Genomic DNA, 14327 nt, shown 5'->3' with positions numbered 1-14327 from the left:
CAAAACGCGTACAGCGTGAACATGAATTGTTTAATTAATTGATAATTAGTGTTTTGCTGGTAACAAGAATCTCCATTACCATTTGGTTAGCGTAATGTTATCCAATTGTTAAGTGTCTGATATTTCGGAAAAAGGCTCATAAATTCTGAATAAAGGTGCTGAGGTTTTCTCCCTGAGGGAGGTTCAGTTTCTTCCTTAATCTATAGCGTGCCACCCTTAAACTATCTTGTGAAATGCCAAAAAGAACAGCCATATCTTTGGCACTTAAATTCATTTTGATCAGGGCGACCAACCGGATGTCATTTGCGGTAAGTTCATCACAATGTGCCTTCAGGTGATCGAAAAAAGTCTGGTGGATCTGTTCAAACATTCCCGTAAAATCTTTCCAGTGCTGGTCATGACTGATGCTTTGGTTGATCCGTTGCACGAGCTGCTGCAGTTGTTTCTTCTGGTCCCGCTTATCTTCCTTCACCATTTCCTCAATCTGTGACCTGAGGCTCTCTAAAAACTGATTGCTTTGAATGATGTGGAGGGTATTGCTGGTCAGTTCTTTGCTCTTTAACTCCAGGGCATCTTTGATTGCTGTTTTCTGGGTTTCGTATAACCTGTTGTTCTGCTCGTTTGCCTTTTGCTCATTCCTGATTTTAAGCCTTTGACGGCTGATGGTACTTGCAGCCAGTGAAATGAGAAGCACAATGATGAGGACGGCCGCAATCACCATAATTCGGTTGGCATCTTTTTCATTTTCAAACTGAAGAATGGCATCATCTTTTTGCTGAATCTCGAATAAAGTCTGCAGGAGCGCAAGCTGTTTATTGTTGTCTTCGGTAAAGATTTTCAGAAAGATGTTCCTGCCAAGTTCACTGTAATGATAGGCACTGTCGTACCTTTTCATCAGGTCGAAATTTTTGGAAAGGTCCCTGTAGGCACTGCTGAGCTGGTATTGGTCGTTCATCCGTCTGGCCAGGCTTTCTGCTTTTCTGGTATAACCCAGCGCTTCTGTATATCGGCCGGTCTTCCGGTAAACATCCCCGATGTTGTTGATGATCTCTATCTGTGCGCGGTTATTCTTTAACGCGGTATTGCCTTCCAGGGCCAGGGTATAATATTTAAGCGCTGAATCTAAATGAGGCTTGTCTTCATAAATACTTCCGATATTTTCATAGATCTTCTCAATTCCCGTCTGGTCTTTCTCCTTTTTATAGGCGCTTAATGCCAGTTGCTGGTATTTCATGGCATTCTGATAATCCAGACTTTTCTCATAAGTCTGGCCGATAAGGCCGTAGGATTTTGCGATTCCTTTAGGATCTCCGGATTGCTGGTAAAGACTCAATGCTTCCTTGAATTTCTCCAGACAAACGCGGTACTGACGGGCATAATAATACGTTTCCCCGATCTTATGCAGGTTTTTCGCCAGGTTGTTCCGGTCCTTTTGCTGCCGGAAAATCTGATCTGCTTTATAGTAGTAAATGATGGCCTGTGAATAGGCCGCCTGGTAGTAAAAGAGCTCCCCGATTTGCTGATAGCAAAGCGCAGCGGTAATAAAATCTTCCTTCTTCAGTGCCGCTTTTAAAGTTTGTTTGATCTTTAGAAAAGCGGTATCCGGAGCTTGATGGATTAAGTTGTCAATTACAGGAAAACTGGGTTTGAGGTTTTCCTGTGGGAATGCCGCAAAGGGAGAAAGGTTGCCGGATAACAGCAGGAAGAACAGGATCCGGAAGGTCCGGATGGAATATGCTTTTTTCACCCTTTAAAATTACAGGGCCCAGTATTAAGGAATTGTTAAATCAACCGGAATGCTTAACCTGAAAAAAGGCCGCTTCTAAATGAATAGAAACGGCCTGAATATTTTCCTTTGCGGATAAAATTTACGCTAGTTCAGAAGATCTGCGGGAACGGGTTTATTCAACAAATGTTCATAATAAAAACGGTAACGTTCTGCTTTGTCATGTGGGGTTTTTACACCGCCCCATCCATGTCTTCCGCCTGGGTAGATCATGAGCTCAAAGTGCTTGTTTGCGTCCTGTAATTTGTCGATCAGCTGGATGGTATTCTGCATGTGGACATTGTCGTCCATATCGCCATGCATGATGCGCAATAAGCCCTTATACTTGTTCACATAGGTCAGTACTGAACCATTCTTATATCCTTCCGGATTTTCCTGCGGGGTATCCATAAAGCGTTCAGTATAATGACTGTCGTACAATTCCCAGCTCGTTACCGGCGCGCCTGCAATTCCGAAATCGAAATCATCGGCACCCATGGTTAAGGCCATGCAGGTCATATAACCACCATAGCTATGTCCGGTGATCAATAACTTTTTATTGTCTACCCAGGATTTCGCTTTTAGCCATCTTGCGGCAGTGGTATAATCTTTCATTTCCCATTTGCCAAGGTTGCGGTGCATGAGTGCAACGCCTTCTTTTCCAAATTGTCCTGAGGCACGGTGATCCACAGCAATCTGAACGATGCCTTCATTGGCCCACCATTGGTTTGCAGTTCCTTTCCAGGTATTGGTTACTGTACCGGCATTGGGACCACCATAAATGCTCATGATGACCGGATACTTTTTGTTCTGGTCGAAATCTGTAGGGTAGGTGATCACAGCAGGCAGCTGATAACCATCATCGGTCGGGATCGTAATCATTTCCGTTTTTCCGAAATTGTATTGTGCAAAATCAGCGGACTTACTGTCGCCAAGCTCTTTAATCACTTTTCCGGTATTGTCTAACAATGTTCTTTTCTGTGGAGTAGATACGTTCGAATAGGTCGTAATAAAATACTGGCCATTTGGAGAGATTTTTACCTGGTGGGTATAATCACCGAAGGTCAGACGTTTCAGATTTTTTCCGCTATAGTCCACACGATAAAAATCTTTTCTTGTAGAGGCTTCTTTACGGGCAGTAAAATAAATGACTTTATTTTTCTCGTCTACATGTTCCAGGTCGGTCACCTGCCATTTTCCGCTGGTGATCGGGTTCACCAGTTTTCCTGCTAAAGTGTACAGGTAAAAATGTGCCCAGCCGGTTTTATCGCTTTTAAGGATATAGTGTTTTTTGTCCTGAAGGTACTCAATGCGGCCATCGTAATCCAGGTCTACCCAGGAAGATTGTTTTTCATCATAGATTTCTTTTTTATCTCCTGTATTCGGATTAACGGTATAGAACTTTAAGTTATCCTGTCCACGGTTCATCCATTGTACCATTAAACTGCTGCCATCATAACTCCAGTAAGGTGTACCGAAATACTGATCGTCTTTTTCGTTGAAATCAGCCCAGGTAACCGCACCTCCTGTCACAGGGACAAAACCAACCCTGACTTCCGGATTGGAGTCTCCTGCTTTAGGATAACGCGTTTTCTCGGTATAGCCATGTTGTCCTGTTGATCCGTTGATCGGGAACATCGGAACTTTGGTATCGTCAAAGCGCATAAATGCGATGTGCTTGCTGTCCGGAGCCCACCAAAATGCTTTGTACTGAGTAGGGCGGCCCAAAATTTCTTCAAAATATACCCATGACGACCAGCCGTTGTAAATCACATCGGTACCATCATTGGTATACCTGGTTTCTTTACCGCTGTTTACCTCTACCGAATACAAGTCATTGTCGCGGGTGAAGGCAATGTATTTTCCATCGGGAGAAAGCGTGGGATTCTTTTCTTCGGCTTTGGTATTGGTGAGTTGTTTTGCTGCTTCTTTTCCGTATTGTATAAAGACGTCATTGCCTTTTAAGGAAACATTGACATCACTTTTTGGGGGCGGAGTATAAGGTGTTCTTGCACCGGATTTCGGATCTACGGCATATAATTCCCGATCGCCGGGATTGACTTCAATATAACGATTGTCGTCGCTCCAACCCGTCACCATGGCCATCGGCTTGGTAAGAGAGGATTGATTTCCAAGGGTTTGCTGCTGATTTAACCTTTTTAACTGCGCCTCGGCAGTCAGGTTAAAGCAGAATGATGCGGCTAAACCGATAAGTATTGTTGTTTTCATTTATTGTCTGATTGGTTTAAAAATTTGAAGCTATAAAAAAGGCGCCCTGGTTCAAAGGCGCCTCACAAGAATTATTTACAATGTAGCTGTAAATTTACACGATCCAGTTCCATCCGAACTCGTCAGGAGCAAGTCCGTAACGGATGTCATTTAATGTTTTTGCGATACCGGCAGAAATCGTGCGTGTAGCAGGGTCTGTTAACGTATATAACTTACCTTCATAACTGATTTCTCCAATTGGGGTTACCGTAGCTGCAGTACCTGCTGCGAACGCATCTGTTAACTGACCATTTTCGATACCTTCGATTACTTCTTTTACACTTACCCTTCTTTCTTCCACTTCAATGCCTGCTTTTTTAGCCAGCTGAATAATGGTGTCTCTTGTTACCCCATCCAAAACGGTACTTCTTACAGAAGGAGTGACCAGTTTTCCGCCGATCACAAAGATTAAGTTTGCTGTTCCTGCTTCCTCGATAAACTCATGAGAAACGGCGTCAGTCCAGATCAACTGGTCAAAACCTTCTTTTAATGCTTCGGCAAAAGGGTGTAAAGAGCGGGCGTAATTTCCAGCGGTTTTAGCATAGCCAACACCACCTTCATCTGCACGTGTAAATTCAGTTTCAATTTTTACTTTTAGTGCTTTGCTGTAATACGGTCCTGTAGGGGTCGTTAATAAAGCAAAGGTATATTTATCAGATGCCTTTACACCCAGGTAAGGGTCTGTAGCAAACATCACCGGACGGATGTACAAAGAATAACCATCCTGGTTCGGTACCCAGTTTTTATCAATATCAATTAATGCCGCGATTCCCTGTCTGAAAATATCTTCAGGAATTGCAGGCATTGCCATGCGTTGTGCCGATTTGTTAAAACGCTCAAAGTTTTTGTCTGCTCTGAAAACACTGATTTTACCATCAGCCTGACGGTAAGCTTTCATGCCTTCAAAAATTGCCTGTCCGTAATGAAGGGCAGAAATTGCCGGGCTCATCGGAATCGGGCCATAAGGTAATACCTGTAAATTTGTCCAGGCGCCATCTTCGTATTCGGCAATAAACATATGATCGGAAAATACCTTTCCGAAGGGAAGCTGAGAAAAGTCAGTTACTGTTAGTCTGCTCTGCTCAACTTTCGTGATGGTTATATCCAGTGTATCGTTCATTTCTATTCGTATTTCTTGTTGCAAATTTAATAAAATTGCCCTGCTTATTTCTTTTTATTTTGTTTTTGAACAGTATTGTTAAGTGTCTTAGATACACTAAGATCCCCTTTGTTCCGTTCGATTTGAAATCCCGGGGCAGCCGGTAAATTGATGAACCTCATGAAGATCCGGACATCGTTTCAAAATACTCCTTAGTGGGTATTTCCTGTCGGAATGCCTTTATCTAAATTTGGTCATCATCCTCGTTATCCATTTCAAAATTTAAATCATGAAAAAGAAAATCATTGTCTTACTCTGCTTTTTGATACTAAGCAACATTGCAGTACAGGCACAAAGCTGGCCCAAAACGATTGGGGAGTTTAATTATTACCTGGGTCATAAAACCTCAGACCTCAAGAGTGTCATGAAGAAAGGTGGGCGTTTTGTTTACGACAAAGAGCTGGATGAGCAAAAAGGCCCCTTTATGATGCGGTATTATGAGTATGAAACCTATGATTTAACCTTGTATTGCCTGGAGGATAAGGTGGTTGGCCTGATTTGTAAGGAATTGACCAAGCCGGAAGTCCTGACGATGGAAGCTGCCCTGAAAAGCAATGGATATAAGCTGAGCCAAAAGATGCAATATATGGGGGGATTTCCGGCCAATTATGCCAATTTATGGACCAGTGCAGATGGAACAAGGCAATGCCGCGTCGTATACAAAGGTTTTCTGGACTTCGAAAATGAGAAACCTATTTTTGATATGGAGAAACTGGATTTTGTTGCCCTCACCTTTGCAACAGATATCATTGCCCTGGCTGTCAAAGAAAAATAATCCTTAAACATACCCCTAAAAATAAAGGGAACCGGCTTTTGTACGGTTCCCTTTTTATTTAACTTCTGAGGTCTTTCAGGACGCTGAGTACCCATCCTTTTCCCCATTCTTCCATTTGCTCTTCGGTCCAGAGGAAAGGGTAGAAAATTCTTTTCTGAAAACGCGGAGGCAGGTATTTCTGCCAGTTGGTGCCACCGGTAGCGGCAATGTCAACAGGATCTCTTTCCAGGTACCTGACTGCCGATTTATAATGCGAAAGCGGCCATTCTACATTGACAAATAAATCCAGTTTTCTCAGTTCTTCCGTTAAGGCCGTCACATCCTGTCCTTCGTCTTTTACTTTGTGGTAAAGGGCAGAGAAGTTACTGTCTTTTCTGTCTTTGACCAATTGTAAAAACTGGTTTGCATATTTATTGATGAACTGTTTTAAAGTGAGTGTTTCTTTTCCTGTTGCCAGTTCTGTTGCACCCGATTTCCAGTAGATGTGCTCAAACTGTTCTTCAATAGGGGCATCGGCGAGCGCTGCTCTTTTCTCTTTATCTACCAACCGGCCGAAATCTGTGGCACTGATCTCAATCATCCGGTATTGTCCCGACTGAAAGCCGCTTGCCGGTAGTAAGGACATCCTGAATTTCAGGAATTGCTCTTTTTCCATTCCGTTGACCATCACTTCAAAAGAAGAAACCAATGCGTTAAAGTAGGCATTGATCCTTTTCACGCGGTCTGTGAAGAAGGTGGCAGTTAAAGTTTCCCTTGCTGCGGCAACCTGGTTAAACTCATGCAGCGAAAGCTTAAAATAAAGCTCCGTAATCTGATGATACATGATGAAAATTTCCTCATCAGGAAAAGAGGTTTTTGGTGCTTGTAAGCTCAGGAGTGTGTCCAAATGGATGTAGTCCCAATAGGTTAGGAAATCTGCATACAAGAGGCCATCCAGATAGGCCGACATGTCCTGACCCATTGCAGTGTATTTCTCCTGCAATTTGTCCAGTTTGTCTTTTATTTGTGGTGTTAATTCCATGGTTTTAAGGCTAGTACAGTACCCTGAATTTTATGGTATGTTCAATCTTTTTTAAAGATTTAAAAAGTTGTTTGTCGTATTCTGCATTGATGTCGGTAATCACATATCCGATGTTTTGATTGGTCATCAGGAATTGCGCCACAATATTGATGTCGTGCTTAGCAAAAACAGTGTTGATTTTGGCCATAATTCCCGGAACGTTCTGGTGGATATGGATCAGGCGGTGAGATTTATCGATCCTCGGGAGCTGTAAATTCGGAAAGTTATTGCTCAGGTGTGTTGTTCCGGTATTCATAAAGTCGATCATTCTTTTCGGAATGAAGGTCAGGTTTCTTGGATTTGATTTTAAATCGTCAAAAACAACGACACCCTGTTCGGTACAGGTCGCAATGTCAATCTTGCTCTTTGCCTGGCCAAGGTAACCTACCGTTTTTAATTTTACCGCTCTTTTCAGCTTTTCAAGCTCTATTTTTTCCCCTTCAGCAAGTAACATCATGTGCACATCTGCCACATATTTCTCCTCAAAAGAGGTTTTATGACGAATAGAAAAACCGTCTTTCTTCAGTAAGGCAATGCTTTGCGGATCTACTTCGCCGATCACGAGGCATAAAATCCTGTTCTTAGGGTAAGAGATGGCCCTCGGCAGGTTGTTCACATACAGGAACTCATCGAAGCTCGGGGTTACATGGTCGGCTTTTTCTACAATGCTTTCTCTGGAGATGTTCTCCGTAAAGGCATAGAACTTTTTGATCAGTCCACTTTCCCGTAGCTGGAAATCTGAATAGCCATCGCCGATTCCGTAGAGGTTTCCTTCCAGGTTCAGCTGCTGCATTAATTTCACCTTACCACCTTCTTCACTTAAAGGATTGGCATGGTCGTAATCTATAATTTTGCCATCGCCGGTGGTAACAAAGGTGTTGGCGTAAATATTTTCTTTTTTGATATGGTACTGGCTCACCACAGGGGTGATAAACTCTTTAAATCCACCTGAAACGATCAATACTTCATCTGCATGTTTCTTAAAAAAGGCTGCATTGCGGGAGAAAGAAGCCGATACTTTCTTCTTTAACCGGGTGATCAGCTGTTTTAAATGGTCTTCCGAAGCTTCCAAAAGTTTAACCCTTTGTGCAAGGCTCTCCCCGAAAGACAACTTCCCTTCCATCGCCAGGTTGGTATAATCTTCGATTTTCTTGAAAATAGCTTCTTTTTCAGGATGCTTTTTGAGGGAAATACGGGCCAGCTCATCCAATGCCTCTACCTGGGTAAAGGTGCTGTCGAAATCAATGATGTAAATATTCTTCTGATTCATAATGTTAATGAAGTGGGAGCTGTTTCAGGGCCTGACAGGTTTCTGCTATGGTCTGATCCAGCGGCTTAAATGTTATTCCAATGGTCTCAATTATTTTTTTATTGCTGTATAAACTCTCGTTCAGGCTGCTTCTGGCGGCGTCACTTGTTAAAGCGGCTGGTTTTCCGGTAAACAAAGAAGCCAGTTTCGCGGCCCTCCATGCGATGCCAAGCATCCATGGTTTCGCTTCTTTAGCAGGTGCTTTGACCCCAAATCCCCTGGCGATCTCTCCAAAAAAACGCTGGTAATTGTAGTTTTCTGCACTGATGGTAAAACGCTCTTCGGTAATCTTGCTGTTCATCAGGGCAATCATACTTTTGGCCACATCCTCAACATCTACAATTCCGGTAGCCCCTTTGGTATAGAAAGAAAGCCCTTCTTTTACGAGCTTAAAAATCGCTCCGCTTCCCTGAAATCCGGCCGGGCCACCAATGATGACCGATGGATTTACAATGACTGCTTCAAGGCCTTCGGCAATGCCGCGCCAGACTTCCATTTCTCCTTCATATTTAGAAATGGCATAGGAATGTGCCTTGGAATCGTATTCCCAGAAGTCTTTTTCTGTGATCAGCTGTCCTTTTTTTGCATTTCCCAAAGCGGCAACGGAACTCACATGAAGCAGTCTCGCCTGGTTTTCCACACAAAGGTTCACTACATTGCTCGTGCCTTCAATATTTACTTTCAGCAATTTTGCTTTGTCCTTAGGGTCAAAAGAAATCATTGCAGCACAGTGATAGACCTGGTGGATGTCTTCAAATGCAGTATCCAGAGTAGAAAGGTCGTTGATGTCTGCAACCGCCCATTCTATCAGGGGATTGTCTTTTATTAAATCCGGAATTACAGAGTGCTCACGCTTTAAGGCCCTGAGCTTTATTCCCTGTCCGGTTAGCTGATGTATTAATTCTGCTCCTAAAAATCCAGTAGCACCGGTAACCAATATCATTTCATTTTTTTTAGGATGTTCATTAAAATATGCTCTCAAAAATAGATATTTGACAGATACATTTATAGTACAATATGTCTTTATCAGATTTTTTTTCTCCGGTCAACCCTGACAAATTTGCCCCAAAACATGGATTCTATACCAGTCAGTTGGGTTTAAAGGCAGGTTTTTACACGGATAAATTTCCGGATCTCGGGGAAAATCAATACGATATTGCCATTTTTGGTGTGCTTGATGATCGTGCAGCAGTGAATAATGAAGGTTGTGCACTGGCGCCGGACTATTTCAGGTCGCAATTTTATGCTTTAAATGAGGGGGCTTTTAACAGCAGGATCATTGACCTTGGAAACATCAAACCAGGAGCTGCGATCTCCGATACCTATGTAGCAGTAAAGATGGTCGTGGCCGAACTGATCAGCCTGAACATCCTTCCCATTATTATGGGCGGTGGACAAGACCTGACCTATGCACAATACCTGGCTTATGAAAGCCTGGATCAAAAAGTAGATCTGGTAGTGATCGACAGTAAGTTTGACCTCGACGAAGAAGATCAGGAAGGATTGGCCGCAAAATCTGATACCTATCTGAATAAAATCCTGTTACATCAGCCCAATTACCTGTTTAATTTTAGCAATATCGGTTACCAAACCTATTTCGTAAATCAGGAAAGCCTGAAAGTAATGAATAAGCTCTATTTTGATGTACACCGTCTGGGTGAGTTTATGGATGACATTACCCTCACTGAACCGATCGTAAGGAATGCGAATATGATTAGTTTTGACATTGGTGCCATCCGTTCTTCTGATGCCAGGGCAAATGCCAATGCGGGGCCAAATGGTTTTTACGGAGAACAGGCCTGCAGGATTACCCGCTATGCGGGGATGAGCGACAAGCTGACTTCGATCGGCTTTTATGAGTTTAACCCGGCTTTCGACAATAATGGGCAGACGGCCATGTTGCTGGCGCAAATGGTCTGGTACTTTATTGATGGCTATTACAACCGTAAGAAAGATTTTCCGCTCACCCCCAAGTCTCAGTACCTGGTGTACCGCGCGAGTTTAAACGATGGTTCAGGAGAAATGCTCTTCGTGAAGAGCAAAAAGTCCGACCGCTGGTGGATGCAGGTGCCTTATCCCTCAGGAATCACTAAAAATGAACGCTTCCATCTGGTGCCTTGCCGCTATGACGATTATACGATGGCCGTAAATGGAGAGATGCCGGATCTATGGTGGAGGACTTACCAAAAGCTATTGTAATTTTACCTAAAATATAACGTTTAAGAGGAGACAGATGCTGTTCGTCTTTAGACATTGCTTACATTAGCCCTGCTATGCTGATGAAGCGGGAGAAGATCATAAACTAACATAAACTAACATTCAATGAAAACAACTTTAATCGCTGCAATCTGCTTATTGCCTGTTGTAGCAATGTCACAAGGTAAATTTACCGTCAATGGCAAGGTGGGAAACTTAAATGCACCGGCAAAGGCTTTTATTGCTTATCGGGTAGGCCAGAACCAGGTTACCGACTCTGCCGCCATTGTAGGCGGGAAATTTACATTTTCAGGTCCGCTAAGTGGAATTGCACAGGCACAAATCAGGGTTAAACATGACAATGCAGTCGTAGATCCGGCAAAACGTGTTCCTGCAGATGTGATCAATTTTTATCTTGAGGCAAAACCTGTTGAACTGATTACTCCTAAGGATTCTATCAAATATGCAACGGTAAAGGGCTCAAAATTAAACGAGGAAAACGAAAAGTATAAGCTGCTGACTAAAGCGGTTAATGAAAAAGGGGCGGCCCTGATGCGTGAGTATCGCAGCAAAACAGAAGAGCAGCGTAAAGATGAGGCTTACATGAAAACGGTAATGAGCCGTGACGATGAAAATCAAAAAGAACTGGAAGCCATCAATAAAAGCTTTATTGAAGCCAATCCAAATTCTTACGTGAGTTTGGTTGCTTTTAGAAGCGGTTTGTCTGAGATCGATGTGAATGTGGTAGAACCTCAGTTCAACAAATTTTCTGCTGAAGTAAGGGCAACAGATCTTGGTAAAAACATTGCCAATATGATCGCTTCTGCTAAGAAAACTCAGGTCGGACAAATGGCAATGGATTTCACACAAAATGATGTGAATGATAAACCGGTAAAATTGTCTGATTTCAAAGGTAAATATGTATTGCTTGATTTCTGGGCATCATGGTGTGGCCCTTGTCGTCAGGAGAACCCTAATGTAGTTACCGCTTATAAGAACTTTAAAGACAAAAATTTCACTGTTCTTGGTGTTTCTTTAGACCGTCCGGGTAAAAAAGCAGATTGGTTGCAGGCGATAGAAAAAGACGGATTAACATGGACACATGTTTCTGACTTACAGTTCTGGGACAATGCCGCTGCAAAAGCTTATGGCATTCAGTCTATTCCGGCAAATTACCTGATTGATCCAACAGGTAAAATTATTGCGAAAAACATCAGAGGCGAAGAATTACAAAAGAAACTGGCAGAAGTTTTAGGCGCAGGACAATCTAAATAGTCTTGCTTTCTTAGCTTAAAAATACTTATTTAAACATCATCAGGAAGCTGGTATGAAGATNNATCTTCATACCAGCTTCCTGGCTAAATGGCTGAATGCCCGGTTTGCAAAGCAAATGGGAATTCAGCCTTTTTTTATCAGCAGGAGTAGCCCTTCCGGGCGCTCCTTAACCTGCAGCTCATTTTGTTCCATAAGTGTCCCCGCTTAGGGCATGGTTATAACATGTCTCGAATTCTTTCTGTTTTGTTTCTTTTTTAAGGGTAGGTTGCCAGGGCCCTGTAGGGCCTGAAGCCCTGTCAACCCCGATTATTGTCTGTTGAAATTAAAAATCAGTCCGGAAGTAATTGGAAGTAAGATCTAAGCTTGATATTGACTTTAATAAAACTTATTGCTTATATTGGTGTTGTTGATATTTAAAATATTAACTTTTATTATTTAACGATTAATCTATTCAATATGGCAAAAGCACCAAGCGGGCCTCTGGGGGCCCTAAATGGAAAATTACGCAACCTGGTTTTTTACATGCTGAACGGACAACCTGTTGTTCGTACCATTGGCGATCCGGGTAAACCAAGCAGGGGTCAGCTGGCCAACCGCCAGGCGATGTCTGTTACCATGGAAATGGTGAGCAGGATCTCTGAGTTTACAAATGTCAGCTTTGAGCTGGAAGCAAGAGGAACGGTGCGAAATGCCCATAACCTGGCCACTTCCTATATTAAAAAACACGCTTTAAAAGGGGAATATCCTAATATTTCTGTGGATTACAGCAAGGTCATACTCAGCAATGGTAATTTACCAGGTGCAAATGACCTGAAGATCGAAAAGAAGGAAAAAGGAGTATTGGTAAGCTGGGACCCTAGTGGTAAGCAAGACGATACCGTGATGATTCTTCTTTATCATCCCCTGGAAAAAGCAGCTATGTCTGTGATTAACGCCTGCAGGAGAGATGCGGGGTCGTATTTTATCGATTTGTACGAGAAACGGCTTGACGAACCGATTGAAGCTTATATCTGCTTTAAATCCGCCAATGGCAAGGCCATCTCAGACAGTGCCTACATCGGGAATTTGAACGGAGCAGTGGAAAGCGCGGAAGAGCTCAGCCAAAAGCAAACATATGCGCTGGTAAAACAGCGTTTTGATGTTGTGGAGGCTGATTACTTGCAGCAAATTGCAGCTAATTATGGAAATCCCGTCAATACTAAAGCCTTCCGGAACCTGAAAAAGGAGTATAAGGTGCTAAAGGATAAACTGGAGCATCTTCCGGGAAAGCCGGGTTAATTTCTTTCCGGTCACAGCATCCGCAGATTTTAGAGGAAAAATATCCCTGGAAAGCTCGAAATTGAGGACATTTTTATGGGTAAAAAAGGCTACAAAAGGATGATGATTTAATTCACCTGCTAAAGGATTATATTATTATTTTTGACTGCCGTTTATCAAAGCGGTTTGAACCATAAATAGAATATATGCGGATTCGCTTACTCTTGACTTTTGCTGTATTGTGTACAGCCTTTAATAACATTTATGCCCAGGAACTGGAAGGAAATTTAAACTTCCATGGTTTTGCAGACAACAGGGAGTATGCAAGGTCGAACCGGTTTTCAGAAACCATTTTCGGATTGAGGGTTACCCCATCAGTAGGATTGTTGATCGATAGCGCGCATAGAATCAGACTTGGTGTGAATGTGATGCACGAATTTGGTTCTCCGAAATTCAGCAACAAAGCGGATATCGTAGCTTACTACCAATACCTTAAGAAAAACTGGAATTTCTATATGGGAGCTTTCCCGAGAGAAGGCCTGATCTCTGATTTTCCAAGGGCAATTTTGAATGATACGCTCAATTATTACCGTCCGAACGTGGAAGGAATGTTGGTAAAGTATGAAAATGAAAACTGGAAACAAGTCATCTTTATAGACTGGACCAGCAGACAAACGGCAACAGCGAGAGAAAATTTTATTTTCGGCTTTTCCGGACGTTATAAAAAGGATGCTTTTTTTGTTTCCCACTATGCCATGATGTTGCACAATGCAGGTCCGGGGATTCCTATTCCTGATGATCATATTCAGGATAATGGCGCGGCAATGGTTAAAGCTGGAGTAGACCTTTCCCACAAAACATTTCTTGACTCCCTGACGATCAGTGCAGGAGGAATGATGTCATTTGAGCGGACCCGTTCCGTTGGGGGCTGGCAAACGCCGAAAGGCTTGGTAGTAGACCTGAGTCTCGAATACCACAGGTTTGGGATCACCAATTTCTTCTACAAAGGAGAAGGTCATCATTTGATTATGGGAGATAAATTTTATACTTCTAAAACGTATAACAGAACAGACCTGACCTGGCGCCCGATTATTTATAAGAATCTCGAAGGTAAACTGGCGCTGTCTTTCCACTTTGTGGATGGGGTGATTGATAGCCAGCAGGCTTTTGGATTGAGGTATAATCTTTTTGGAAGCAGATCGCTGAAAAGAAAATAGGAATAAAAGGAAAGCGCTAAAACTTGCCTTATAAAAAAACTCCCTG

At 42.7% G+C, this 14327-nt stretch carries 11 protein-coding genes; 5 read left to right on the top strand and 6 right to left on the bottom strand.

Annotated elements, in window-relative coordinates; all coding sequences use genetic code 11:
* Positions 1-136: 136 nt before the first annotated feature.
* The 3 genes from DBR43_RS13945 to DBR43_RS13935 form a co-directional block, all read right to left on the bottom strand.
* Positions 137-1747 (bottom strand): tetratricopeptide repeat protein, encoded by a 1611-nt coding sequence (locus tag DBR43_RS13945; RefSeq protein WP_124581774.1) that lies wholly within the window; start codon positions 1745-1747, stop codon positions 137-139.
* Positions 1748-1873: 126 nt separating this feature from the next.
* The gene (locus DBR43_RS13940) at positions 1874-3994 is read right to left on the bottom strand and encodes a S9 family peptidase (RefSeq protein WP_124581772.1); all 2121 of its coding nucleotides are present in this window, start codon (positions 3992-3994) and stop codon (positions 1874-1876) included.
* Between the two features lie 94 nt (positions 3995-4088).
* Positions 4089-5153, bottom strand: coding sequence for a branched-chain amino acid aminotransferase (locus tag DBR43_RS13935; RefSeq protein WP_124581770.1), 1065 nt, complete (start codon positions 5151-5153; stop codon positions 4089-4091).
* Between the two features lie 268 nt (positions 5154-5421).
* Between DBR43_RS13935 and DBR43_RS13930 the strand changes: the two genes are divergently transcribed.
* Entirely contained in the window at positions 5422-5967 is a 546-nt protein-coding gene (locus DBR43_RS13930; RefSeq protein WP_124581767.1) for a hypothetical protein, read from the top strand.
* A 58-nt stretch (positions 5968-6025) separates the two neighbouring features.
* On the opposite strand, the gene DBR43_RS13925 is transcribed toward DBR43_RS13930, so the two are convergent.
* The 3 genes from DBR43_RS13925 to DBR43_RS13915 are packed head-to-tail and all read right to left on the bottom strand — an operon-like array spanning position 6026 to position 9318.
* A complete protein-coding gene (locus DBR43_RS13925; RefSeq protein ID WP_124581765.1) occupies positions 6026-6988 on the bottom strand; it encodes a tryptophan 2,3-dioxygenase family protein in 963 nt (320 codons plus the stop codon).
* 10 nt (positions 6989-6998) lie between these two features.
* The gene (locus DBR43_RS13920; RefSeq protein ID WP_124581763.1) at positions 6999-8297 is read right to left on the bottom strand and encodes an HAD-IB family phosphatase; all 1299 of its coding nucleotides are present in this window, start codon (positions 8295-8297) and stop codon (positions 6999-7001) included.
* 4 nt (positions 8298-8301) lie between these two features.
* Positions 8302-9318 carry an NAD-dependent epimerase/dehydratase family protein gene (locus DBR43_RS13915; protein WP_317125992.1) on the bottom strand — a complete coding sequence of 339 codons (1017 nt, stop codon included), beginning with the start codon at positions 9316-9318 and terminating at the stop codon, positions 8302-8304.
* A gap of 35 nt (positions 9319-9353) precedes the next feature.
* On the opposite strand from DBR43_RS13915, the gene DBR43_RS13910 reads away from it, so the two are divergent.
* From DBR43_RS13910 to DBR43_RS13895, 4 genes are all read left to right on the top strand, one after another.
* Positions 9354-10535, top strand: coding sequence for a formimidoylglutamase (locus tag DBR43_RS13910; protein WP_124581761.1), 1182 nt, complete (start codon positions 9354-9356; stop codon positions 10533-10535).
* A gap of 123 nt (positions 10536-10658) precedes the next feature.
* Positions 10659-11807 carry a TlpA disulfide reductase family protein gene (locus DBR43_RS13905; protein WP_124581759.1) on the top strand — a complete coding sequence of 383 codons (1149 nt, stop codon included), beginning with the start codon at positions 10659-10661 and terminating at the stop codon, positions 11805-11807.
* Between the two features lie 456 nt (positions 11808-12263).
* Positions 12264-13085 (top strand): DUF6266 family protein, encoded by an 822-nt coding sequence (locus tag DBR43_RS13900; protein WP_124581757.1) that lies wholly within the window; start codon positions 12264-12266, stop codon positions 13083-13085.
* A 185-nt stretch (positions 13086-13270) separates the two neighbouring features.
* The gene (locus DBR43_RS13895; RefSeq protein ID WP_124581755.1) at positions 13271-14281 is read left to right on the top strand and encodes a hypothetical protein; all 1011 of its coding nucleotides are present in this window, start codon (positions 13271-13273) and stop codon (positions 14279-14281) included.
* Positions 14282-14327: the final 46 nt, after the last annotated feature.

Origin of the sequence: Pedobacter sp. KBW06 (assembly GCF_003852525.1) — a bacterium.
Classification (GTDB): Bacteria; Bacteroidota; Bacteroidia; order Sphingobacteriales; family Sphingobacteriaceae; genus Pedobacter.
This window is presented reverse-complemented; position numbering and strand designations above follow the sequence as displayed.